Source organism: Streptomyces ipomoeae 91-03, from assembly GCF_000317595.1.
Classification (GTDB): Bacteria; Actinomycetota; Actinomycetes; order Streptomycetales; family Streptomycetaceae; genus Streptomyces; species Streptomyces ipomoeae.
On the sequence record NZ_AEJC01000401.1, the window covers coordinates 13,290 to 37,296 of the forward strand.

Annotated in this window: 17 protein-coding genes; 10 read left to right on the plus strand and 7 right to left on the minus strand. The window is 70.8% G+C overall.

Annotated elements, in window-relative coordinates:
- Positions 1-39: 39 nt before the first annotated feature.
- From STRIP9103_RS26215 to STRIP9103_RS26245, 7 genes are all read left to right on the plus strand, one after another.
- The gene (locus STRIP9103_RS26215; RefSeq protein ID WP_009323370.1) at positions 40-1,317 is read left to right on the plus strand and encodes an NAD(P)/FAD-dependent oxidoreductase; all 1,278 of its coding nucleotides are present in this window, start codon (positions 40-42) and stop codon (positions 1,315-1,317) included.
- A complete protein-coding gene (locus tag STRIP9103_RS26220; RefSeq protein WP_009323366.1) occupies positions 1,314-1,613 on the plus strand; it encodes a (2Fe-2S)-binding protein in 300 nt (99 codons plus the stop codon). The genes STRIP9103_RS26215 and STRIP9103_RS26220 overlap by 4 nt, the downstream gene beginning before the upstream one ends.
- Positions 1,603-3,063, plus strand: coding sequence for an FAD/NAD(P)-dependent oxidoreductase (locus STRIP9103_RS26225; protein ID WP_009323376.1), 1,461 nt, complete (start codon positions 1,603-1,605; stop codon positions 3,061-3,063). The genes STRIP9103_RS26220 and STRIP9103_RS26225 overlap by 11 nt, the downstream gene beginning before the upstream one ends.
- A gap of 182 nt (positions 3,064-3,245) precedes the next feature.
- Positions 3,246-4,142 (plus strand): dihydrodipicolinate synthase family protein, encoded by an 897-nt coding sequence (locus tag STRIP9103_RS26230; RefSeq protein WP_009323378.1) that lies wholly within the window; start codon positions 3,246-3,248, stop codon positions 4,140-4,142.
- 11 nt (positions 4,143-4,153) lie between these two features.
- On the plus strand, positions 4,154-5,155 hold the full coding sequence (locus STRIP9103_RS26235) for a proline racemase family protein (RefSeq protein ID WP_009323388.1): 1,002 nt from the start codon (positions 4,154-4,156) through the stop codon (positions 5,153-5,155).
- A 10-nt stretch (positions 5,156-5,165) separates the two neighbouring features.
- Positions 5,166-5,903 (plus strand): GntR family transcriptional regulator, encoded by a 738-nt coding sequence (locus STRIP9103_RS26240; protein WP_009323355.1) that lies wholly within the window; start codon positions 5,166-5,168, stop codon positions 5,901-5,903.
- Positions 5,904-5,996: 93 nt separating this feature from the next.
- The gene (locus tag STRIP9103_RS26245; RefSeq protein WP_086019312.1) at positions 5,997-6,533 is read left to right on the plus strand and encodes an NUDIX hydrolase family protein; all 537 of its coding nucleotides are present in this window, start codon (positions 5,997-5,999) and stop codon (positions 6,531-6,533) included.
- Positions 6,534-6,572: 39 nt separating this feature from the next.
- Here the strand turns inward: STRIP9103_RS26245 and STRIP9103_RS26250 are convergent, their stop codons facing one another.
- The 7 genes from STRIP9103_RS26250 to STRIP9103_RS26280 form a co-directional block, all read right to left on the minus strand.
- Entirely contained in the window at positions 6,573-8,033 is a 1,461-nt protein-coding gene (locus tag STRIP9103_RS26250; protein WP_009323382.1) for a tetratricopeptide repeat protein, read from the minus strand.
- 283 nt (positions 8,034-8,316) lie between these two features.
- Positions 8,317-9,963 (minus strand): cellulase family glycosylhydrolase, encoded by a 1,647-nt coding sequence (locus STRIP9103_RS26255; RefSeq protein ID WP_009323358.1) that lies wholly within the window; start codon positions 9,961-9,963, stop codon positions 8,317-8,319.
- Positions 9,964-10,151: 188 nt separating this feature from the next.
- The gene (locus tag STRIP9103_RS26260; RefSeq protein ID WP_199790576.1) at positions 10,152-12,305 is read right to left on the minus strand and encodes a glycoside hydrolase family 127 protein; all 2,154 of its coding nucleotides are present in this window, start codon (positions 12,303-12,305) and stop codon (positions 10,152-10,154) included.
- Between the two features lie 16 nt (positions 12,306-12,321).
- A complete protein-coding gene (locus STRIP9103_RS26265; protein ID WP_009323368.1) occupies positions 12,322-14,262 on the minus strand; it encodes a glycoside hydrolase family 127 protein in 1,941 nt (646 codons plus the stop codon).
- An 80-nt stretch (positions 14,263-14,342) separates the two neighbouring features.
- Entirely contained in the window at positions 14,343-15,164 is an 822-nt protein-coding gene (locus STRIP9103_RS26270) for a carbohydrate ABC transporter permease (protein ID WP_009323345.1), read from the minus strand.
- A gap of 43 nt (positions 15,165-15,207) precedes the next feature.
- Complete coding sequence (locus STRIP9103_RS26275) at positions 15,208-16,182, minus strand: carbohydrate ABC transporter permease (RefSeq protein ID WP_009323349.1); 975 nt, start codon at positions 16,180-16,182, stop codon at positions 15,208-15,210.
- A 207-nt stretch (positions 16,183-16,389) separates the two neighbouring features.
- Positions 16,390-17,700, minus strand: coding sequence for an ABC transporter substrate-binding protein (locus STRIP9103_RS26280; protein WP_048821008.1), 1,311 nt, complete (start codon positions 17,698-17,700; stop codon positions 16,390-16,392).
- Between the two features lie 220 nt (positions 17,701-17,920).
- Between STRIP9103_RS26280 and STRIP9103_RS26285 the strand changes: the two genes are divergently transcribed.
- From STRIP9103_RS26285 to STRIP9103_RS26295, 3 genes are all read left to right on the plus strand, one after another.
- Complete coding sequence (locus tag STRIP9103_RS26285; protein WP_009323403.1) at positions 17,921-18,949, plus strand: LacI family DNA-binding transcriptional regulator; 1,029 nt, start codon at positions 17,921-17,923, stop codon at positions 18,947-18,949.
- 249 nt (positions 18,950-19,198) lie between these two features.
- Positions 19,199-22,489 carry a discoidin domain-containing protein gene (locus tag STRIP9103_RS26290; protein WP_009323362.1) on the plus strand — a complete coding sequence of 1,097 codons (3,291 nt, stop codon included), beginning with the start codon at positions 19,199-19,201 and terminating at the stop codon, positions 22,487-22,489.
- Positions 22,486-23,979 carry a family 43 glycosylhydrolase gene (locus tag STRIP9103_RS26295; RefSeq protein WP_009323375.1) on the plus strand — a complete coding sequence of 498 codons (1,494 nt, stop codon included), beginning with the start codon at positions 22,486-22,488 and terminating at the stop codon, positions 23,977-23,979. The genes STRIP9103_RS26290 and STRIP9103_RS26295 overlap by 4 nt, the downstream gene beginning before the upstream one ends.
- Positions 23,980-24,007: the final 28 nt, after the last annotated feature.

Here is a 24,007-nt window from a genome sequence, read left to right on the forward strand (position 1 = left end):
GGTATTCCCGCGTACAGCACCATGTGACATAGTACTGATGTGACCGAGCGACTGACCTGCGACGTCGTGGTTGTCGGAGCGGGAATGGTGGGCGCGGCCTGCGCCCTGTACGCGGCCCGGGCGGGTCTGGACGTCGTCGTGGTGGACCGCGGCCCGGTGGCCGGTGGCACGACCGGCGCCGGCGAGGGCAACCTGCTGGTCTCCGACAAGAAACCGGGTCCCGAGCTCGAACTCGCCCTGCTCTCCGGTCGTCTGTGGGCGGAGCTGGCCGCCGAACCCGGTCTGGGCGCGGCCTTCGAGTACGAGGCGAAGGGCGGGCTCGTCGTCGCCTCCACCCCGGACGGGCTCACCGCTCTGGAGGGCTTCGCGGCGGGCCAGCGTGCCGCCGGCGTCGAGGCGATCACGGTCGAAGCGCACCGGCTCCCCGCTCTGGAACCGCACTTGGCCCCCGGACTCGCGGGCGGTGTGTACTACCCGCAGGACGCCCAGGTCATGCCCACCCTGGCCGCCGCCCATCTCGTACGGGCCTCCGGCGCCCGTCTCCGCACCGGCCGCACGGTGACCGAGGTGCTGCGCACGGCCGACGGCACCGTACGCGGCGTGCGCACGGACCGGGGTGAGATCCACGCGCCGGCCGTCGTGAACGCCGCCGGGACGTGGGGCGGCGAGCTGGCCGCGCTCGCCGGGGTCGGCCTTCCCGTCCTCCCCCGGCGCGGCTTCGTCCTCGTCACCGAACCGCTCCCACGCCTGGTACGGCACAAGGTGTACGCCGCCGACTATGTGGCCGACGTGGCCAGCGACTCGGCGGCGCTCCAGACCTCCCCGGTCGTCGAGGGCACGGCGGCCGGGCCGGTGCTCATCGGGGCCAGCCGGGAGCGGGTCGGCTTCGACCGGTCGTTCTCGCTGCCGGTCGTACGGGCGCTGGCGGCGGGCGCGACCCGGCTGTTCCCGTTCCTGGAGCGGGTGCGGGCGATGCGGACGTACGTGGGCTTCCGGCCGTACATGCCGGATCATCTGCCCGCGATCGGGCCCGATCCACGGGTGCCGGGGCTGTTCCACGCGTGCGGGCACGAGGGCGCCGGGATCGGGCTCGCCACCGGCACGGGGTATCTGATCGCCCAGGTGCTCGGGGGCAAAGCACCCGAGCTGGGCCTCGGGCCGTTCCGCCCGGACCGGTTCGACAAGTCCGACGTCGATGCGTCCCACATCGATGAGCCGGACGTCGATGAGTCGGACGTCGATGAGTCGGACGTCGATGAGTCCGATGTCGATGAGTTCGGCGGGGAGTTCGAGGACTTCGGCAGGGAGAGCGAGTGAATCCACTGGAGCTGGCCGAGGCGGAACCGGGCCCCGCCTTCACCGTCACCCTCGACGGCCGTGAGCTGACCGCGCTGCCCGGGCAGACGGTCGCGGCGGCGCTCTGGGCGGCCGGGGTGACGTCATGGCGCACCACTCGGGGCGAGGGCCGACCGCGTGGGATCTTCTGCGGCATCGGCGTCTGCTTCGACTGCCTCGTCATCGTCAACGACCGTCCCAATCAGCGGGCTTGTCTGCTTCCGCTCCGGCCGGGGGACGCGATCCGTACGCAGGAGGGAACGGGCCATGGGGACTGAGCGGCGGCTGCCACGCCCCGGCCTCCCCCGCCTCGCCGTCATCGGCGCGGGTCCGGCGGGTCTCGCCGCGGCGCTCGCGGCAGCCGGGCGGGGCGTGCACGTCACGCTGGTCGACTCCGCGGAGGCGCCCGGCGGTCAGTTCCATCGGCAGCCCGCCGCCGGTCTCGGGGCGCGACGTCCGCAGTCGCTGCACCACCAGTGGCGCACCTGGCAGCGGCTGAGCGACGGCCTCGAACGGCAGATCACCGCCGGGCGCGTCACCCACCTCCCGGACCATCACGTGTGGTGCGTGGAGCGGCACACCGAGAACCACGGGCAGGAAAGGGGCGCCGAACGCCTCCGGCCCTTCACCGTGCACGCCCTGCTGGGCCCCGAGCAGGAGAAGCCCGCCACCGTCCACGCGGACGCCGTACTGCTCGCGACCGGTGGCTACGAGAAGGTGCTCCCCTTCCCCGGCTGGACCCTGCCGGGCGTGGTCACCGCCGGGGGCGCGCAGGCCATGCTGAAGGGCGGACTGGTGGTGTCCGGGCGTACGGCGGTCGTGGCCGGGACCGGTCCGCTGCTGTTGCCGGTGGCGACCGGGCTCGCGGCGGCCGGGGTGCGGGTGGCCGCGCTGGTGGAGTCGGCGGACCCGAAGGCGCTGGTGCGGCGGGGCGGGGCGCTGGTCGGGCGGGCGGACAAGCTCGTCGAAGGCGCCGGGTACGCGGTGGAGTTGCTGCGCCGCCGGGTGCGGACCCTCGTGCGGCACACCGTGGTCGAGGCGCACGGCACCGAGCGACTGGAGGCCGTGACCGTCGCCGCGCTCGACGCCGAGGGGCGCGTCCGTCCCGGCACCGAGCGCCGTATCCCCTGCGACACACTCGCCGTGGGGCACGGCATGCTCCCGCACACCGACCTCGCCGAATCCCTCGGCTGCCGTGTCGACGCCGACGGAATGCGCGTATGGGCCGACGACGAGCAGCGCACCGATGTGCCGGGCGTGTGGGCGGCGGGCGAGGCCACCGGCATCGGCGGCGCGGCCCTCTCCCTCGCCGAGGGGCATGTCGCCGGGCGGTCGGCGGCGGCCCGGCTGCGGGGTTCGGAGCCCGACCCACGACAGTGGGCCGGGGCCGCCAGGTCCCGTGACCGGCTGCGGAAGTTCTTCGCCGCACTCGACGGCGTGTACGTACCGCCGGCGCACTGGGCCGAGCAGGTCACCGACGGCACGGTCGTCTGCCGGTGCGAGGAGGTCACCGCCGGGGCGATCCGTGAGGCCGTCGGGGAGCTGGGCGCTGGGGACGTACGGACCGTGAAGCTGCTCACGCGGGCCGGGATGGGCTGGTGCCAGGGCCGGATGTGCGGGCCGGCGGTCGCGGGGATCGCCGGGTGCCCGGAGGCCGTGCCCCGGCGCCCGTTCGCACGCCCGGTGCCGCTGGGGGTACTGGCACGGGCCGGGGAGACCGATGACTGAGCCCCGCCACAGCCGCGCGGCCCCGGCACCGCACCGCCGCAGCCCTTCCGCAGCCGTACCGCCGTAGCCCCTCCCCAGCCACGCCGCCTCAGCCCTTCCACGGCCGCGTACCCCCGGCGCGACACCGCGCGCAGCCCGTGACCGCCAGTAATATGTCACACCCCACTGAGAGGGAACCGCAGATGACCACCACCGAGAACCGTCCCTGGCGCGGCGTCCTCGTCGCCACCGCGCTCCCCCTCCGCGACGATCTGTCCGTCGACTACGACAAGTACGCCGAGCACTGCGTCTGGCTGGTCGAGAACGGCTGTGACGGCGTCGTGCCGAACGGCTCGCTCGGCGAGTACCAGGTGCTGACTCCCGAGGAGCGGGCCAAGGTCGTCGAGACGGCGGTCGCGGCGATCGGCGGGGCGCGGGTGATGCCGGGGGTCGCCGCGTACGGGTCGGCCGAGTCGCGCCGCTGGGCCGAGCAGGCGCGGGACGCGGGCTGCGCGTCGGTGATGCTGCTGCCGCCGAACGCGTACCGCGCCGACGAGCGGTCGGTGCTCGCCCACTACGCGGAGGTCGCGAAGGCGGGCGTGCCGGTCGTGGCGTACAACAACCCCATCGACACCAAGGTCGATCTCGTCCCCGAACTGCTCGCCAAGCTGCACGGCGAGGGCTTCATCCAGGGCGTCAAGGAGTTCTCCGGTGACGTCCGCCGCGCCTACCGGCTCGCCGAACTCGCCCCGGAGCTGGACCTGTTGATCGGTGCCGACGACGTCCTGCTGGAGCTGGCGATCGCCGGTGCCAAGGGGTGGGTGGCCGGGTATCCGAACGCGCTGCCCGCGGCGACCGTGGAGCTGTACCACGCTGCGGTGGACGGCGACCTCGTCACGGCCAAGCGGCTCTACGCGCAGTTGCATCCGCTGCTGCGCTGGGACTCCAAGGTCGAGTTCGTGCAGGCCATCAAGTTGTCCATGGACGTCGTGGGCCGGCATGGCGGGCGCTGCCGTCCGCCGCGGGTCGAGCTGCTGCCGGAGCAGGAGGCCACGATCCGCGCCGCCACCGAGAAGGCCGTCGCGGCCGGGCTGTCCTAGGGAGGTCGACCATGCGCAGCAAACTCGTCCTGCACGCCGTCGACTCGCACACCGAGGGCATGCCCACGCGGGTGATCACCGGCGGCATCGGCACGATTCCCGGCGCGACCATGAACGAGCGGCGGCTGTGGTTCCGTGAACACCGGGACGACGTCAAGCAGTTGCTGATGAACGAGCCGCGCGGGCACGCGGCGATGAGCGGTGCGATCCTGCAGCCGCCGACCCGCCCGGACTGCGACTACGGCGTCGTGTACATCGAGGTCTCCGGCTATCTGCCGATGTGCGGCCACGGCACGATCGGGGTCGCGACGGTGCTTGTCGAGACCGGCATGGTCGAGGTCGTCGAGCCGGTGACCACCATCCGGCTCGACACGCCGGCGGGGCTGGTCGTGGCCGAGGTGGCGGTGGAGGACGGCGCGGCCAAGGCGGTCACCCTGCGGAACGTGCCGTCGTTCTCCGTCGGCCTCGACCGCAAGGCCACGCTCGCCGACGGGCGGACGGTGACGTACGACCTCGCGTACGGCGGGAACTTCTACGCCATCCTGCCGTTGACGGAGTTCGGGCTGCCGTTCGACCGCTCCCGCAAGGACGACATCCTCCGGGCGGGCCTCGATCTGATGGAGGCCATCAACGCCGAGGGGGAGCCCGTCCATCCCGAGGACCCGTCCATCCACGGCGTCCACCACGTCCATCTGTACGCGCCGGGCGCCACCGCCCGGCACTCGCGGCACGCGATGGCGATCCACCCCGGCTGGTTCGACCGCTCGCCCTGCGGTACGGGGACCAGCGCGCGCATGGCGCAACTGCACGCGCGGGGTGAACTGCCGCTGCACACCGAGTTCGTGAACGAGTCGTTCATCGGCACCCGGTTCACCGGGCGGCTGCTCGGCACGACCGAGGTGGCCGGGACCCCGGCCGTGCTGCCAAGCTTCACCGGCCGCGCCTGGATCACGGGCACGGCCCAGTATCTGCTCGACCCGTCCGACCCGTTCCCGTCGGGCTTCGTCCTCTAGGAGAGACCCCATGGCCCCGCAGCGCGCCACCGGTATCCCGTCCGGCGCCGGCGGACCGTCCGCCACTGTCCCCGCCGCCGCTCCCCTCTCCCCCGCCCTGCCGGTGCTGGGCGGCAAGAAGAGCAGCTACCGGGAACGGGTGGCCGACGCGCTGCGGGCCGCGCTGATCGCCGGTGAGCTGCGGCCGGGCGAGGTGTACTCCGCGCCGACGCTCGCCGCCCGCTTCGGTGTCTCGGCGACGCCGGTGCGCGAGGCCATGCTGGATCTGGCCAAGGAGGGCCTGGTCGACACCGTGCCCAACAAGGGCTTCCGGGTCACCGCCGTCACCGAGAAACAGCTCGACGAGTACACCCACATCCGCTCGCTCATCGAGATCCCGACCACCGTGGGCCTGGCCCGCACCGCCGACCCGGCTTCCCTGGAGGCGCTGCGACCGGTCGCCCGGGAGATCGTGGCCGCCGCGGCGGCCGGGGACCTCATCGCGTACGTGGAGGCCGACACCCGCTTCCACCTCGGTCTGCTCGCCCTCGCGGGCAACGCCCACCTCGTCGAGGTGGTGGGTGACCTGCGCAAACGCTCCCGCCTCTACGGTCTCACCGCGCTCGCCGAGGCCGGCCGGCTGCACGCCTCCGCCGAGGAGCACCTGGAACTCCTCGACGCCCTCCTCGCCCGTGACGAGGACGCCGTACGCGCGGTGATGACCCGTCATCTCGGTCATGTCCGAGGGCTGTGGGCCGCCCACGAGTGATCGCCGCCGGCCGCACCAGGGCTGATCATCGACCGACCTCGGTGTGATCTGAGCGACGCGCACACCCGGTGACGTTGAAAGTATGATCAGCCAATGTCTGACATGACCGAAACCACGCCTGGCTGGTTGTCTTCCGACGAACTCGAATCGGCGCGCGCCCGGATGCCGATCCTGTACGTCGAGGCCGTGCCCGTGCGCGTCGACGACAGCGGCGAAGTCACCAGCATCGGACTGCTGCTGCGCATCGGCCCGGACGGAACGGTCAGCCGCACACTGGTCTCCGGACGCGTGATGCACCACGAGCGGGTGCGGGACGCCCTGCTGCGCCATCTGGAGAAGGACCTCGGCCCGGTGGCGCTGCCACGGGTGCCGGCCTCCCTGCAGCCGTTCACCGTCGCCGAGTACTTCCCGACGCTGGGCATCACCCCGTTCCACGACCCGCGCCAGCACGCGGTGTCCCTCGCGTACATCGTCCCGGTGTCCGGCGACTGCCGTCCCCGGCAGGACGCGCTGGACCTGGTCTGGTTCAGTCCGCAGGAGGCCGCGTCGGCGTCGGTGCAGAGCGAGATGCCGGGCGGCCAGGGGGTTCTGCTGAAGCAGGCCCTGGCACATGTCGGCTGCCTGGGCTGACGCGCGTACCGCAGGAGTACGGTCCCCGACGCCGCGTGCCTAACCGCCGGCCGGTGTCCTGAGGTACGGCCCGTGCAGGTTCCGGCTCAGCCGGCCCGCCGCCGGAGCCGCCAGTTCGCTCGCCCTGGCGCGGGCGACGGCGGCTCGGCCGGCCTCGCCCAGGGCGTCGGCGAGACGGGCCTGGCCCAGCCAGTTGTACGGGCTGTGCGGGCTGAGACCGGTTCGCTCGCCGAGCAGCAGTCGGGCCAGGTCGTCCCGGTTCGCTCGCAGGGCCGCCTCCAGCAGGGTCCGCTGGACGGCGTCCCGCTGGGCGTGGCTGCCGCCGAAGGTGTGCAGTCGGCGTCGTACCGGCCAGAGCAGGTCGATCACCGACGTGTAGTCCGCGCGGACGTAGGCGACCAGCGCCTCGCAGACGGGGAGGCCGATCTCGGCGGTCATCGCATGGTTCGTGCCGGGGCACGTGCCGTCCTGGGCCAGCCAGCGGCGCCGGTCGGCGATCAGCTCGTCCGCCGCCTTCAGCCGTCCCGCGCCCGCGAAGGCCATGACGGCGTGCATGTCGTTGAAGGCGTAGTACGGCGGGTCCTCGCGCGCCGCCCAGGCGTCGGCCAGCTTCTGCCAGCGGGCGTCCTCGTCCAGGCCGGCGAGGAGGAACCGCCACAACAGCGAGGCCGCGTCGAGGAGTTCCATGACGAAGCCGGTCGAGTCCTTGTGGTGCAGGACGGCGTCGTAGATCCGGGTGGCCGTGTCGGTGTCGCCCGCCTCCAGCGCGTACAGGGCGTAGTGCCACCAGTTGTGCACGGTCAGGAGGGTGCCGCTCGCCCAGTCGTCGAGGCGTGCGTCGAGGTAGTCGATGCCCTCGGCGAACCGCCCCTGCATCTCGTGGACGTGCACCACCGCGTGGATGGCCCACACGTCCCGGGGGTTCTGCTCGACGGCGGCCAGGGCCACTTCCCGGGCCCGCCCGTAATGGCCCGACTCTTCGAGGCCGAACGCGTACATGCCCAGCAGCGGACCGCGATGGGGGTCGTCCGGCGCCCAGGCCGGCAGGGCACCGCCGATCCTGTCCCGCAGCCGCGTCGCGTCACCGGTGAAGAAGTCGAGCTGATGGCCCACCGCCAGGGCCAGTGGATCACGCGGGCACTCGACGACGAGTTCCTCCAGGAGTCGGCCGGCCCTGCTCATGTCACCCCCGAGCCAGGCCTCCGCCGCGGCCATGTGCGTACGCTCGCGGAGCGGCAGGGCCGAGTGGTCGACCCCGGCGCTGAACTCCGCGAAACGGCTGCCGGCCTCGACGACGTCCCTTGGCTCGGTGCCCAGGACCCCCAGATAGGCCGCGAACGCCTGTGCCAGGGGCGAGGTCGGACAGGCCAGGACGGCGTCCTTGACCGCGTCCGGGAACTCCGGGCGGAAGAACAGCAGTCCCTCCACGGCCCGGTCCAGGTGCTCCGCTCCTTCGGCGGTGCACTCGTACAGGCGGTTGCCGTACCGGTCGGTCACCATGGCAGCTCATCTCCGGTGCGCACACAGCGTCGCTGACTTGTGAGGGCACGGACGGCCGTGCCGCCACCATCAAAGCGACCGGGACTCGGCCCGGTCCAGCAGGAACACCCGACGCATCGCGAATCACCTCCGTGCGCCCGCGCACACCACCCGGGCGCCCACGGAACAAGCCGGACCGGCGGGGCCGCGAGCGGCCCCGCCGGTCGGACAGACGGTCGGTCCGTACGGGTCGTACCACGTGGTACGGGTGTACGGGTCGTACGGGCGCCCTACGGACGGACGGTCACGCGGTCGTGCACGTGGCGCCGTTCAGGGTGAAGGCGGTCGGCGCGGTGTTCGTGGCGCCCTTGCTCGCGGTGAAGCCGACGGTCACCGAGCCGCCGGCGGGGACGTTGGCCGTGTAGGAGGCCGCGGTGACGCGCACCGAGCCGCCGTTCTGGGTCGGCGTCCCGCCCCACATGTTGGTGATGGTCTGGCCGTTGGCGTAGGCGAAGCCGAGGGTCCAGCCGTTGATGGCGGTGGTGCCGGTGTTGCGGATGACGATCTCGCCCTGGAAGCCGCCCGGCCACTCGTTGGTGGCACGGTAGGCGACGGAGCAGTTCCCGGCGGGCGTGTCGGCGGTGGTGGCATTGACCGTGGCCGAGCGGGGCGAGCGGTTGCCGGCCGCGTCACGGGCGTAGACCGCGAAGGTGTACGCCGTGTTGGCGGTGAGGCCGGTCAGGGTGACGGAGTTGGTGGTGGCCGAGCCGACCGTGGTCTCCGAGCCGCCGCTGACACGGACGATGTCGTACGCGGTGACGCGGATGTTGTCCGTCGAGGCCGGCCAGTCGAGGGTGGCGGTGGTGGCCGTCACGCCGGAGACCGTGGGGGTGCCGGGGGCGGTCGGGGCCTGGGTGTCGGGCGAGGAACCGCCGAAGACCGTGGCTTCCTTGGAGGTCTGGGCGATGCCGTTGGCGCCGTGGAAGATGCGCTGGCCCCAGGCACTCAGCCGGCCCGGGTCGAAGCCGATGGACAGGTCGAGGATCGGGTCGGTGTTGCCGCTCCAGGACCAGGCCAGATAGCCGAGCTTCAGCTGCTGGGCGGTGGCCATCATGGTGTCCTCGTCCGGGTCGCCCCACTGGTCGGCGGGGCCGCCGAACTCGCCGATGAGGATGGGGAGTTTGGCGTTGACGAAGGCGTTGAGATAGTCGGTGATCTCGGCGGCCGTGTCGAAGACGCTGTACATGTGGATCGAGAAGATCAGGTTGCCGGTGGTGTCGGCGTTGTAGACGGTCTGGGCGTTGGCGCGCATGACGCCCTGCCAGTCCTGGCCCCAGTTGGGCGCGTCCACCATGATCGTGTGCTCGAAACCGGCGTTGCGCAGCTTCTTGATCGCGGCGATCGTCGGGGCGGTCCAGCCGGCCGGGTCGGTGTTGCCCCACGGCTCGTTGCCGATGTTGACGATGATGTAGTTCTCCTCGCCGGCGAGGACGTCCTTGAGGCCGATCCAGTAGTCGGCGGCGTGGTCGAGCGTCCCGGCCGCGGCCTCCTCGCCGTACCCGGTGGTGTCGTGCACCTCCAGGACGCAGATGAGCCGGTTGGCCTTGCACTGGGCGACGATGTTCGCCACGTCGGCGGCGCTGTTCTTGGCCCATCGGTGTCCGTCGGAGAGGACGACCCGGACGGTGTTGGCGCCCAGCGCCTTCACATCGGCCAGCGACTGGGTCTCGTTCGGGTACCAGGTGTGGGCGTGGTTGACGCCGCGCATGACGAAATCGTTGCCGTTGCCCTCCAGCAGCCGGCCGTTGCTGATGTGCAGGCCGGTGGCGAGGGCTTCGGACTCGGACCGGGCGTGGGCGGCGGTGGGGGCCAGGGCGCCGAGGAGGCACGCCAGTGCGGCCAGGAGGATGAGTAAAGGGCTCTTTCGGTGCGCGCTTGTCGTTGTGCTCACTGCGTCTGTGGTTGTGCTCACTGCGTCTGTCGTTCTTGCTGCGTCTGTTCTCACTGCGGCTCCAGTGGGGGTGAGCGCCGAGAATCTCAGGCATCGAACGGGTAATGGGAGCGCTCCCATATTCGGGTGCCCCCATGAACCCATTTCGCCACGTACACGTCAAGCCGATGGGCGGGTTCAGTCCGCGTTCAGTGCCTGAGATTCGCCCGGACCGCCGCCGCGACGACCACGTCCCGCTCGCCTCGGCTGAACAACCCCTCGGCCACCCAGGCGTCGGCGAGGACGCGCACCGCCTCCACGAACGCCGCAGAGGTGGCGAAGGGCGCCCGCGCCCAGAGGACGTCGAGGAAGGTGAGGCGGTCCGCGCGGGCGCGGTTGGGTACGCCGGAGTCGGCCGTGCCGAACACCACGACGGGTTCGTTCCGCCGGAAGTAGGCGTGATAGCGGGTGCCGTCCGCGACGAAGAACGGCGCGAGGGTCAGACCGTGCGTGGTGAAGTACTGCGGCCGTCCCTCGGGGCGGATCGCGGAGGTGAGATCGCCCCGCAGGGTGAAGTCCTTGTAGAACGAGAACTGCCGGAACCCCTGCTCCGCGCTCCGCGCGACCAGCAGCACCGGCCCGTGGAACACCGATTGGACGGCGGGATCGTCCAGGGCCCGCTCGATGCGCAGCCGGTAAGGGGTGGAGATCGCGACGCGGTCCCCGCGCTGCCAACTCCTGCTCAGCGTCAGATACGTACCGGGCACGGCCTCGACCCGCTGCCGGACCCCGTTGACCGTGACGGTCACTCCTTCCGTGGCCCAGGACGGAATGCGCAGCTTGAGGTCGAGGGTGCCGCCGCCCTCACGGAACGTCAGGGTGCGTACCCCTTCGGCCGGGAAGTCGCTGGTCTGCTCGACGACGATGCCGCGCTCGGGCCAGCGCAGGGTCGAGGCCAGATAGAGGTTGACGTACAGCGCGCCGCCGTCGGCGGAGCGGAAGTACACCGAGTCCTGGTACTTGGTGTGGTTCTCCATGCCGGTACCGCCGCAGCAGGTGCCGATGTTGCCGTACTCGCGCACGACTCCCGGCCCCATGCCGACGAAGTAGGTGACCTCGGGGCCGTCCGTGCTGCGGGCGTCCCGGCGCGAGGCGAGGATGTGGTTCGTCAGCCCCCGCTCGTAGTGGTCCATGTACGCCGGGTCCGGGTCCCGGAAGAACAACTGGCGGCTCAGTTTGAGCATGTTGTACGTCGCGCAGGTCTCGGCGTTCTTGTCGTCCAGGGTGGCCGCGACGGCGTCCCGGGCCCGGAACATCTCCCCCTGACCGGTGCCGCCCAGGCTGTACGTCCGGTGTCCCGCGACCATGCCCCAGAAGTTGCGGGCCGCGTCGGCGTACCGCTCCTCCCCCGTGTGGTCGAACATCCGCAGATAACCGGTGAACTGGGGGATGTGCTGGTTGGCGTGACGCCCGTCGAGGATGTCGCGGTCCTCCGCGCAGGCGTCCAGCAGCGCGGTGTTGTCGAAGCAGCGGGCGGCGGCGAGGTGTTCGGCCCGGCCGGTCAGGGCGTACAGGTCGGCCATCACCTCGTTCATCCCGCCGTACTCGCCGGCGATGTAGATCGACCACATGCGGTCCAGCTGGGCCTTGGGCAGACGCCCGAGCCGGCTGTGCACCCAGTCGCCCATCTTCGACGCGACGGTCAGGGCCTCGGCGTTGCCCGCCAGGGTGTGCGCGTCGAGCAGTCCGCGCATGATCTTGTGGCAGGTGTAGTACGGCGCCCAGATGGTGGGATAGGTCGTGTAGCTCTCCAGCAGGATGAACTGCGTCTCCGGGTACGCCGCCAGGAAACCGGGGTGGCTGGGTCTGGGGTTGCCGCGCTCCGCGAGGGTCCGCTGGCACTCGGCCAGGGCGCCCACCAGGTAGTCGAGCTTGGCCTTGAGCGCCGCCTCCCGGGTGTCGGCGTACGCCTGTGCGACGAGAGTGAGGAAGTGGCCGCCGTAGTGGCCGCGCAGATTGCCGTCCGAGGTCTCCCAGCCGCCGGGCGGCCGGGCACCCCGGGTGTCGAGCCCCGCGTTCGCCCGGAACACGGCCAGGATGCGGTCGGCCGGGTACGACCTGGCGTATTCGAGCATCAGGTCCCGCTTGCGCCGGAAGACGCCGTCGCCGAGGGTCACTTGGTCGAGGGGGAAGGGGCGGACCTGCCAGGAGGACGGGACGGGTGCGGCGGCTTTCGCGGGCCGCGTCGGCGCTTCTTCGGGAGCGGCGGCGTGTGCCGCCGAGGCCGTGCACGGCAGTGGGGCCGCCGCCGCTGTTCCAGCGGCGAGCGTCAACAGACGGCGGCGTGTGGGGGGTTGGGGCATGCTCGGACTCCGATCGTCAGTGCTCGGTCATCGGTAGCCATACCCGCATCGTCGAGGGGCCGCGGTTCGCCCACGAGTGGTACGGGACGAGGGCGATGTGCGTGCGGTCGGCGGCCTCCGTCGTCATGGGGTCGGCGGGCGGTGCGTACGGCCATGGTGAGTCGCTCTGCGCCGTGAGCTCGCCCGCGACGAGGACGCTGTTCCCGGTGCCGGGCCCGTCCTGCGGTGCGACGGACGTGTCCACCCGTACGGCGTCGACCTCGTGGCCGCCGGGCAGGTCCACCGACTCGGCGCAGTACACCAGGGGGCCGCGCTGGACTGCGGCCGTGCCGCGGACCGCGTCGATGCGGGGGTCGGGCGTGATCCAGCGGGGGGCCATGGGCAGTTCGAGCCGTATCTCGTCGCCGGGTCGGAAGCGGCGGGTGACCTGGGCCGTACCCGGGGGCACCGGGCGACGGGTCCCGTCCAGGTCGACCAGCCACGTGGTGCCGCCCGCCGTCCACTCGGGCACGCGCAGCGACAGGGTCCAGGGGTGGTCCGGGGTCCGGTCGATCTGGACCGTCACCCGGCCGGCGGACGGGTAGTCGGTACGGACCCGCAGGGCGACGCCGTGGCCGCCCGTGAGGGACGTGGTGATCTCCGCGTCGGCGTACTGGTGCAGTTGGAGGCCCTGGTCGTCCGTCGTCGCCAGGTACGAGGGCAGCAGGGCCAGGGTGCGGGCCACATTGGTGGGGCAGCAGGAGACCGCGAACCAGGGGGCGCGGAGGCCGGCCTCGGCGCGCGGGCTCTCGGCGTCCGCTGTGGGTACGGTGCCGCGTCGGCGCCGGTGGAGGGTGTTGGCGTAGAAGAAGGCGCGGCCGTCCTCGGACGGGGAGGTCGCGACGACGTTGAACAGGGTGCGTTCGGCGAGGTCGGCGTAGCGGGGTTCGCCGGTGGCGAGGAGCAGCCGCCAGCCGAGCATCACGGAGGCGACACCGGCGCAGGTCTCCGAGTAGGCGCGGTCGGCCGGGAGGACGAAGTCGTCGCCGAAGGCCTCGTCGCGGTGGTGGGAGCCCATGCCGCCAGTGAGGTATGTGCGGCGGGCGACCGTGGCCTCCCACTGCCGTACGACGGCGGCCAGCAGCTCGTCGTCCCCGGTCTCCACGGCCACATCGACGGCGCCTGCCGCGAGGTAGAGGGCGCGGACGGCGTGGCCGCGCAGGACGGTCGCCTCGCGTACGGGGATGTCGTCCTGGTAGTAGGCGCGGCCGAACTCGGGGTCGGCGAGCGTGCCGTGGCCCCGGCGGTCGACGAAGAGCGCGGCCTGGTCGAGATAGCGCTGCTCCCCCGTCACCCGGGCCAGTTCGACCAGGGCGGGCTCGATCTCCGGGTGGCCGCAGACGGCCTCGATGCCGCCCGGCCCGAAGGTGGCGCACACATGGTCGGCGGCCCGGCGGGCGATCTTCGCCAGCTCGCCCTCTCCCCCGGCGCGCATCTGGGCGACGCCCGCCTGGATCAGGTGCCCGTAGCAGTACAGCTCGTGGCCCCATTCGAGGTCGCTGTAGCGGGGCTGCTGACCGGGGCGGCCGAAGGCGGTGTTGAGGTAGCCGTCGGGTTCCTGGGCGGGGGCGATGGTGTCGGTGAGCGCGGCGATCTCCGCGTCGAGCGTGCCGCCGGGCCCCTGCCCGGCCGCCTCCCAGGCCATGGCTTCGAGCAGCTTGTAGACATCGGAGTCGGCGAACTCGCGGCCGCGCCGGTCCCGGTGGACGCGGCCCTCGACGGCGGCCCGGAAGTTGCCGATCCAGCCGACCCGTTCCATCCAGTCCCGGCAGTGGTCGAGGGTGGCGGTCGCGTTGATGTGTCGGCGCCGGGCCCAGAAGCCACCGGTGATCCTGACCTCGTCGAGCCCGAGTGGCCGCAGCCGGCCCCGGGTCGGCGCCACCGGCAGGACGAGCGGGCGCGTCGTGTGCTTCCTCACGGGTTCATGCCTTCGGTTCGTCCCTTCCGTAGTTGACCAAACGTTTGTCAGGTGGACCAAACGTTTGTTGGGCAGGCGTCTCAGCCCTTCAGCGCCCCCGACATGAAGCCCCGTACGTAATGCCGTTGCAGGAGCAGAAAGATCAGCAGGCAGGGCACTGCGAGGACCACCACCCCCGCCTCGGTCGCGCCGTAGTCGACGGCGCCCATGCTCTGTTGCCGCAGGTTCGCCACGGCCAGCGGCAGGGGTGCCTTGTCGCTGTCGGAGATGAGGATCAACGGTGCGATGAAGTCGTTCCAGGCCGCGAGGAAGGCGAACAGCCCCACGGTGATCAGCCCCGGTCGTACGGCGGGGAGGAGCACCCGGCGCAGCGCGCCCGCCGTGCCGCAGCCGTCGACGAGCGCCGACTCCTCCAGTTCGCGCGGGACCGCCTCGAAGGAGATCCGCATCATGAAGGTGGCGAACGGCAGTTGGAACATGGCGAGGACGAGGCTCAGCCCGATCAGCGAGTTCTGCAGCTGGAGTCTGCCGAGCAGCACATAGAGCGGGATGAGGAGTGTGGCGTACGGGACCATCAGGATGGCCAGGGTCAGCAGGAACAGCAGGTTCTTGCCGGGGAAGTGGAAGCGGGCGAAGGCGTAGCCGCCGAGCAGGGAGACGCCGAGGGTGAGGGCGACGGTGAGCGCCGAGACGAGCGTGCTGTTCAGCAGGTACTGCCACAGGCCGGCGTCGTACTCCAGGAGCGTCCGGTAGTTGCCGAGGCCGTAGCCCGAGTCCTGTGCGGTGCCGGGCTGGGGGCTGACCGATGCCCAGGTGTTCCACAGCAGGGGGAAGAGGAAGATGACGGCCAGACCTCCGGCGACGACGTAGTACGGCGTGCGGCCGAGGACTCGGGTGAGCACCGGGTCTCCTTTCTCCGGGGTCATGACTCGTCTCCCTCCGGGGTCATGACTCGTCGGCGCGGCGCAGGCCGCGGAACTGGAGGACGTTGAGCAGCAGCAGCGCTGCCAGCACGATGATCGAAAGAGCGGCTGCGGTGCCGAGGTCGAGCCGCTGGAACGCCTCGCGGTAGATCAACTGCACGACGGTGACGGTGCTGTTGTCCGGCCCGCCCTTGGTGAGGACGAAGAACTGGTCGAAGGCGAGCAGTGATCCGGTGACACAGAGGAGGAGGGACAGGGCGAGGGAGGGCCGCAGCAGCGGCAGGGTGATGGAGCGGAAGATCTGGGCGCGGCTCGCACCGTCCATCCGGGCGGCCTCGTACACCTCGTGGGGGATGCGTTGCAGGCCCACGAGCAGGATCAGCATGTAGAAGCCGGCGAACTTCCAGACGACGAGGAACACCGTCGACAGCAGGGCGGAGGTCGGTGTGCCGAGGAACGACACCGGGTCGTCGGCGAGTCCCAGCTTCTCCGGGACGCCGCTGAGCGGGCCGGTGGTGGGGCTGTACAGGCCCCAGAACAGCAGGGAGGCGGAGGCCAGCCCCAGGGCGCCGGGCAGGAAGTAGACCGTACGGAAGAAGCCGGCGCCGGGGCGGGACTCCTGCACCAGCAGCGCCAGCAGAAGCGCGAGGCCGAGCAGGATCACCGTGACGATCACCGTGTAGAGGAGGGTGAAGCGGACGGCGGGCCAGAACAGGGGGCTGTCGGTGATGTCGGTGTAGTTCTCGGGGGCGTTGCTCCCCCGGTCCCCGGCGAGCAGCGGCCAGTCGCTGAGGGACATCTGGCCGACGAGCAGCAGCGGCAGTACGAAGAAGACGGCGACGAACGCGGCGGTGGGGGCGGCGTAACCGAGCCCCTGGAGCTTGCGGGACCGCGAGAGCCGCCGCCACCGGGAGGCGGGTGTCCGGGGTCCGCGGGCCGCCCGTTCCGGCGGGGCCCGGTGCCCGGTGGCCGGTCGGTCGGGCGCCTTCACCTGCATGGCTCTCCTCAGCCGTACGACGTGGAGGGGATCGTGCCGGAACGCGGTGCGGGGTGGTGCGATGGCCGTGCCGGGCGGTTCGTCTGCCGTGCCGGGCGGTTCGTCCGCCGTGCTGTGCGGTTTACCTGCTGTGCCGCGCCGTTCGTCTGCCGTGCCCGGGTGGTTCGTCTGCCGGTGCCGTGCCCCGCCGCTCAGTCACTCAGTCACTCAGTCGGCCAGGGATGCCGTGACCGCCTCGTTGTCCTTCGCCACCGACGTCCCGTCACCGAAGACGGCGTCGCGCATCAGGGTCAGCCACGGCCCGTTGGGGTCGTTGAATGTCTGGCCGAACTTCAGGGCGTACGGGGTGCGGCCGTGGGCCACGAGTTCGTTGACGGTGACCAGGCGGGGGTCGGCGGCGGAGTGCTTGTTGGTGGCGAGATCGGTGCGGGCCACCACGTCCTTGTTCGCGGCGACGACGTCGACCTGCGCCTTGTCGCCGAGGGTCCAGGCGAGGAAGTTCCAGGCCTGGTCGGTCTTCTCGCTGGTGGCGGAGATGCCGATGGCGTCGCCGCCGACGAAGGTGGACTTGCCGCCGTCGGGGCCGGGGATGGCCGCGACCCCCAGGTCGAGGTCCTTCGGCATCAGACCCAGGGTGGTGGACGGCATCGGCATCACACCGACCTTGCCCTTGGGGAAGACGCCGGTCCAGGTGGTGCCGGTCTCGTCGCGTGCGCCGGGGGCCACGATGTCGTCGTCGACCCAGCCGCGATAGGTGTCGTAGACCTTCTTGGCGGTGGCGGAGTCGAGGTTGGCCTCGGTGCCCTCCTCGTTCAGGACCTCCTCCCCCGCCGCCCAGATGGACGGCCACCAGGTGAAGACCCCGCAGCCGCCGCAGTTGCCGCCGAAGAACGTGCCGTCGACGCCACCGCCCAGCGCGTCCACGGCCCGGGCCTGCTCGTCCCACTCGGCCAGGGTGGTGGGCGGCTTCTCGGGGTCGAGCTTCGCCTTGCGATAGAGGTCCTTGTTGTAGAAGAGCACCGAGAGGTCGAGGGTGTGCGGCACGACGTACTTCCTGCCCTCGTACGTGCCCGCCTTGATGTGCGACTGGGCGAGCTTGTCGGCGAAGGGGAGGGCGTCGACGCGTTCGGTGAGGTCGGCGAAGAGGCCGCTGGAGGTGTAGTTGGGCACGAACACGACGTCGGAGGCGAACAGATCGGGAAGGTCGCGGGAGCCGGCGGCGGCGCCGACCTTGGCCTGGTAGTCGTCGGTGGGGACGACGGTGAGTTCGACCTTGTTCTCGTGGCTCTCGTTGTACGCCTTGACCAGGGCCTCGCTCTGCGGCCGGGTCGCCGCGCGCGTCCACATCGTCAACGTGGTGCCGTCGTCGACCCCGTTCACGCCGCCGGCTCCTGCCCCGCCCCCCGAGTCCCCGTCCCCCGACCCGCAGGCGGTGATCAGGCTCCCGGCGGCGAGCAGTGCGACGGCACCGGTGACGATGCGGCGCAGACGTCCACGTGGTCCGGTCGTGCTCCCCATGCCGATCCCCCTCGACGGAAAACGAACCGAAAAGGCTTTCTGAAAGCTAGAACTCGCCCCATGGCCCGTCAATCCCCTTGCAGGCAACGGATTTCCGGGTAGGCCGAAATCTGTGAAAACCGGCTGGACACATCTCGACCGAAACAACTCGCGTACCGTTTCACGTGTGACGTGCCACCCTGACGGCCTCGGCACGCGCCGCGAGACAGGAGAGACGCCCATGACCCAGGCCGCCGGCCCCGCCCGTTCGCAGCCCGCCACGCTCAGCGACGTGGCCCGGCTGGCCGGTGTGTCCGTCGCCACCGCGTCCAAGGCGCTCAACGGCCGCAGCCAGGTGCGCGCCGAGACCCGGCAGCGGGTGATCGAGGCGGCCGAACAGCTGGCGTTCCGGCCCAACCAGCTGGCCCGCGGTCTGCTCGCCGGGCGGACCGGCACGGTCGGGCTGCTCACCAGCGATCTGGAGGGCCGGTTCAGCATCCCGATCCTCATGGGCGCCGAGGACGCCTTCGGGGCGGGCGAGGTCGCGGTCTTCCTCTGCGACGCGCGCGGCGACGCGATCCGCGAACAGCACCATGTGCGCGCGTTGCTCGGGCGCCGCGTCGACGGCCTGATCGTGGTCGGCAGCCGCACCGATCCCCGGCCGTCCCTGGGCCGTGAGCTGCCGGTCCCCGTGGTCTACGCGTACGCGCCGTCGGACGACCCCGAGGACCTGTCCATCGTCCCGGACAGCGTCGACGCCGGCCGGATGGCGGTGGGACATCTGCTCGCCTGTGGCCGTACCCGGATCGCGCACATCACGGGCGACCCGGGGTACGCCGCCGCCCAGGACCGGGCCGCGGGAGCCCGGGCCGCGCTCGCCGACGCCGGGCTCGCCCTGGTCGGCGAGCCCCGGTTCGGGGCCTGGTCGGAGGGCTGGGGGCGGGCGGCCACCGCGCTGCTGCTCGACCAGCACCCGGACGTCGACGCCGTGCTGTGCGGCAGCGACCAGATCGCCCGCGGCGTCATGGAGGTGCTGCGCGAGCGCGGTCACCGGGTGCCGGAGGACGTGGCGGTCATGGGCTTCGACAACTGGCAGGTCCTGACCGCCGGTTCGCGCCCCCCGCTGACCAGCGTCGACATGAACCTGGAGCAGGTCGGCCGCGCCGCCGCGCACGCCCTGTTCACCGCGATCGGCGGCGATCGGCGTACGGGGGTCGAGACGCTGCCCTGCCGGGTGGTCATCAGGGGCTCGACGGCACCGCTGTCCTGAGCCACGCCTGACCCCCGGCCGACGCACCGGCCCCGGAACCCCCGCCTGTCCTGAACCACGCGCTCGGCGAACTCGCGCCCCAGTCATCCCTCTTGACACTTCCTCAGCGCGCTCCTACGTTGCGAAAACCTTTTAGGTCACTTTCCGTGATCACCACCGGACGGTGACCGCCGGAGCCCGGTCTCCGGACCCCGCACGTCGGCGCCATCGCGAGCACACGCCTTTTGTCAACGGGACAGGGAGCCTCCGATGAGAAGACCGCACGCCTTACCGGTACGACGCCTGCGCACGAGATGCCTGCTCGTCGCCCTCTTGCTCACGCTCGGTTCCGTCCTCACCGCCACCCCGGCCGCCGCCGCGCAGACCATCGGGTTCCCCACGTTCAGCGGCCCCGCGATCCCGGCCCCGCCCGTCGCGCACACCCAGGGCGACATGATGAAGGCCATCTACGACGCGGAGAGTTCCGGCACCGACTTCTGGATGGACCGGCTGCTGGCCCGTACCGGCAACGACCCGGCCGGCCCCTGGCTGATGAGCCGGGGCCGGGCGCTCTTCATGAAGACCCACAACCCGGCGGTGCTCGGCTTCGGCGGCAACGTGGCCTACTGGGAGGGCATCAACGACAACAACGCCTACTCGGTGGCGATCACCCCGGGCACCTTCACCGAACAGGTCGCCCAGCGCCGCCAGACACCGAGCCACTGGAAGAGCGTGCACACCAGCGGTTCGGTCACGGTCGACCAGACCAAGTTCATCACCGACAACAACGTCGCCGTGACCAACCTGTCCATCAGGAACAACGGCAGCGGCTCCACCACGCTGCAGTTGCGGGCGACCTCCCCGTACGCCACCACGGGCACCGGCAGCGAACTGACCGGGCAGGTCAACGCGTACAACAACCTGACCACACTCCGCCCCCGGCTCACCGGCGACGGCTTCACGGTCTCCAGCGGTGGTCTGGGCCGCTCGGTGACGATCGCGGCCGGCGCCACGGTGACCGTCAAGGTGGTGATGGGCTTCGTCACCGACGAGATCCCCGAGTCGCTCACCGAGTACAACGCCTACGCGGGCTACTCCCCCGCGACCGCCTTCGCGACCCACGTGCGGGCCTACAACCTGTGGTGGGCGCAGAACGTGCCCTACATCGACGTGCCCGAGCCCGCGATCAAGAAGAACATCTACTACCGCTGGTGGCTGATGCGCTTCAACAGCCTCGACGCCGACATCCCGGGGCAGACGTACCAGTTCCCCACGTCGACCGAGGGTGTCCTCGGCTACAACAACGCGATCGCGCTCACCCAGCCGATGCACATCGACGACCTCAAGTACCTGCGGAACCCGATCTACGCGTACGGGGACTGGCTGAGCGTCGGCCAGATCTCCAAGGGCGGGCGTTTCCTCGACAATCCGGGTGACCCGGAGAACTGGTCCAACAGCTACACCCAGTACATCGCCGAGGCGGCGTGGAAGAGCTATCAGATCCACGGCGGCCAGCCGGGCATCGCCGCCAACCTGGCCCGCTACGCGGAGGGCGACGTCAAGGGCCAGCTCGCGTACTACGACCACGACAACAACAAGCTCATCGAGTACGACTGGGGCGCCCTGACCGGCAATGACGCCGACGCGGTCTCCTTCCACTGGAAGCCCGGCAACATGGACCGCGCCGAGTCCGCCTACCAGTACAGCGGCGCGCTCGCCGCCGCACAGGCGTACGAGGCGATCGGCAACACGGCCAAGGCCACGGAGATGCGCACGCTCGCGAACCAGATCAAGGACGCGATCGTGAACGTGCTGTGGAACCCGAACCGGCAGTTGTTCGAGCACCGGCTGAAGTCGACCGGCGAGTGGGTGCCGTGGAAGGAGATCAACAACTACTACCCGTTCTCGGTCGGCGCCGTGCCCAACACCGCGACGTACCGGCAGGCGCTGCGGCTGTACGACGACCCGGCCCAGTACCCGGTCTTCCCCTTCTACACGGCCAACCAGGTCGACAAGAAGGCGGCGGCCGAGGCCGGCGAACCGGGCTCGAACAACTTCTCCACCATCAACTCGACCGTCCAGTTCCGGCTCTACTCCTCGGTGCTGCGCGACTACCCCAACTCCTGGATGAGCGCGACCGACTACAAGAAGCTCCTGTACTGGAACACCTGGGCGCAGTACGTCGGCGGCAACACCCAGTGGCCCGACGCCAACGAGTTCTGGGCGGACTGGAACGGCAGTTCCATCGACTACCGGTCCTGGATCCACCACAACATCCTCGGCAGCAGCAACTGGACGGTGATCGAGGACGTGGCGGGGCTACGGCCCCGCAATGACGCGAAGGTCGAGCTCTCGCCGATCGACATCGGCTGGAGCCACTTCACCGTCAACAACCTGCGCTACCGGGGCGCCGATCTGTCGATCGTCTGGGACGACCCGGCGGACGGGGTCGTGCGCTACCCCGGGGTCCCGGAGGGCTACTCGATCTTCGTCAACGGCAACCGGGTCGCCACCGTGGGCTCGCTGGTCCCCTTCACCTGGGATCCGGCCACGGGTGAGGTGACGACGAGCGGCACGGTCACCCATCACACGGCCGTCCCCGGTCTGAAGGCCCCCAACCAGGTCGTGCAGGACAGCCCCCGGATGGTCGACATGCTCGCCAAGGCCGGCGTCGATCTGACCGCCGACCTGACCAACCTCGCCGCCGGGGCGACCGTGTCCGCCTCGCACACCGGTTCCGGTGCCACCGTCTCCGGCGCGGTCGACGGCTACCCCACCAACGAGCCCTTCTGGGGCGCCGGCGGCTCCGCGAACAGCCAGGACTGGTACGAGCTGAACTTCGGCACCCCCCGGACGCTCAACGAGGTACGCCTGTACTTCAAGGACAGCCGACCGGCGAGCACCACCTACCGGGCGCCGTCCGCGTACACCATCCAGTACTGGAACGGCGGTTCCTGGGTGAACGCCCCCGACCAGACCAGGAGCCCGGCGGTCCCGCGCGCCAACTACAACGTCGTACGGTTCCCGGCGATCGACGCCCAGCGCGTCCGGGTCCTGGCCACCAACGCCTCCGGCGCCAAGACGGGTCTGACCGAGGTCAAGGTGTACAACCGGGGCGGTGCGCAGCCACCGGCCAACCAGGCGGGTTCCGCGACGGCGACGGCGTCGTACACCTCCCCCTGGGAGACCGTCACCGCGGTCAACGACGGGATCGACCCGCCCTCGTCGAACGACACCGTGAACCCGCGCTGGGGCACCTGGCCCGAGTCGGGTCAGCAGTGGGCCGAGCTGACCTGGCCGTCGGCGAGAACGCTGAACAAGGCCGAGGTGTACTTCTTCGACGACGACCAGGGCATCGACATGCCCGCGTCCTGGAAGCTCCAGTACTGGAACGGCAGCGCGTACGTGGACGTGCCCGGCGCGAGTACGTACACCCTGGCCAGAAACCAGTACAACAGCGTCGCCTTCACCGCCACGAGCACCACACGACTACGGGTGCTGCTCACCGGCAACGGCACCAACTCCGTCGGCCTCCTCGAAGCGAAGGTGTACGGCCCGTGACTCGTACCGGATGGCTCTCCGCGCTCCTCGCCTCCCTCACCCTGGCGGTCGCCTTCCTGGTGGCGCCGCCCGCGTCCGCCGCCGTCGCCTTCACCACGACGGGAGTGAACCAGAACGGCGGCAACTGCGTTGATCTGCCGGGCGGTTCGACGACCAACGGCACTCAGCTGCGCGCGTTCACCTGCTCCTCCGGTGCCGGCCAGAACCTCGGCTTCACCCCGGTCGCGGGGACGAGCGACACGTACACGATCACCACGCAGTCCGGTCAGTGCGTCGATGTGTACGGCGCCTCCACGGCCGACAACGCGGCCATCATCCAGTGGCCGTGCCACAACGGCACCAACCAGCAGTGGCGGCTCGTGCCGGTGTCGGTGTCCGGCACCGACAAGACCTTCAATCTGGTCTCCGTCGGCTCCGGCAAGTGCGTCACCCCGAGCGGTGGCTCCTCCGCCTCGAACACCAACCTGGTGCAACTGCCCTGCGCCACCGCGAACGGCAGGGTGTGGCGGCTGCCCGGCTTCACCGGCGGCGGCACCGGCACCAAGACGTTCACCAACCCGCTGGTCCCGCGCGGCCCCGACCCGTGGATGACCTACTACGACGGCTACTACTACCTCGCCACGACCACCTGGAACTCGACGATCACCATGCGCAAGTCGAGCACTCTCGCCGGGCTCGCCTCGGCCACCGAGCAGGTGATCTTCAACCTGACCCGGCCCAACGGGGCGGGCACGATGTGGGCCCCCGAGTTCCATCTGCTCGACGGCCCCAGCGGCAAACGGTGGTACTTCTACTACACGGCCGGTCGCGAGCCGTACGACCTGGGCACCCAGCGGATCCATGTCCTGGAGAGCGCCGGACTGGACCCGATGGGGCCCTACACCTTCAAGGCCGATCTGCTCGATCCCACCCAGGACAACACCTGGGAGCTGGACCCGGGCATCCTTCAGCTCAACGGTCAGCTCTATCTGCTGGGCACCTTCTACAACGGCTCGCAGCCGATGTTCATCCGGCCTCTGTCGAACCCGTGGACCGCGAGCGGCACCCGGCGCGTCCTGTCCACCCCCACCTACAGCTGGGAGACGGTGGGCGGTGCGGTCAACGAGGGAGCCGAGGTCCTCCAACGGAACGGAAAGACCTTCATCATCTACTCCGCCAGCCACTGCTCCACGCCCGACTACAAGTTGGGCATGCTCACCTACAACGGCGGCGACCCGCTCAACTCCTCCTCGTGGACCAAGTCACCGAACCCGGTCTTCCAGCGGTCCAATGCCAACGGGGTCTACGGTCCCGGTCACAACGGCTTCTTCAAGTCACCCGACGGCACCGAGGACTGGATGGTGTACCACGCCAACAGTTCCACGAGCGGCGGCTGCGACATGAACCGCTCGACCCGGGCCCAGAAGTTCACCTGGAACGCCGACGGCACGCCGAACTTCGGCACCCCGGTGGCCCTGGGCACCGCCTTGCCCGCTCCTTCGGGCGAGTAGCCGGCGCCACGAAGGCCGTCCACTCGAA

What these genes read in the sequence shown, in the direction of transcription:
- STRIP9103_RS26240 (WP_009323355.1), top strand. Translation starts at nt 5,166, where the DNA reads ATGGCCCCGCAGCGCGCCACCGGTATCCCGTCCGGCGCCGGCGGACCG.
- STRIP9103_RS26250 (WP_009323382.1), bottom strand. Translation starts at nt 8,033, where the DNA reads ATGGTGACCGACCGGTACGGCAACCGCCTGTACGAGTGCACCGCCGAA.
- STRIP9103_RS26290 (WP_009323362.1), top strand. Translation starts at nt 19,199, where the DNA reads ATGAGAAGACCGCACGCCTTACCGGTACGACGCCTGCGCACGAGATGC.
- STRIP9103_RS26275 (WP_009323349.1), bottom strand. Translation starts at nt 16,182, where the DNA reads ATGCAGGTGAAGGCGCCCGACCGACCGGCCACCGGGCACCGGGCCCCG.
- STRIP9103_RS26280 (WP_048821008.1), bottom strand. Translation starts at nt 17,700, where the DNA reads ATGGGGAGCACGACCGGACCACGTGGACGTCTGCGCCGCATCGTCACC.
- STRIP9103_RS26235 (WP_009323388.1), top strand. Translation starts at nt 4,154, where the DNA reads ATGCGCAGCAAACTCGTCCTGCACGCCGTCGACTCGCACACCGAGGGC.
- STRIP9103_RS26285 (WP_009323403.1), top strand. Translation starts at nt 17,921, where the DNA reads ATGACCCAGGCCGCCGGCCCCGCCCGTTCGCAGCCCGCCACGCTCAGC.
- STRIP9103_RS26225 (WP_009323376.1), top strand. Translation starts at nt 1,603, where the DNA reads ATGGGGACTGAGCGGCGGCTGCCACGCCCCGGCCTCCCCCGCCTCGCC.
- STRIP9103_RS26245 (WP_086019312.1), top strand. Translation starts at nt 5,997, where the DNA reads ATGTCTGACATGACCGAAACCACGCCTGGCTGGTTGTCTTCCGACGAA.
- STRIP9103_RS26230 (WP_009323378.1), top strand. Translation starts at nt 3,246, where the DNA reads ATGACCACCACCGAGAACCGTCCCTGGCGCGGCGTCCTCGTCGCCACC.
- STRIP9103_RS26260 (WP_199790576.1), bottom strand. Translation starts at nt 12,305, where the DNA reads ATGCCCCAACCCCCCACACGCCGCCGTCTGTTGACGCTCGCCGCTGGA.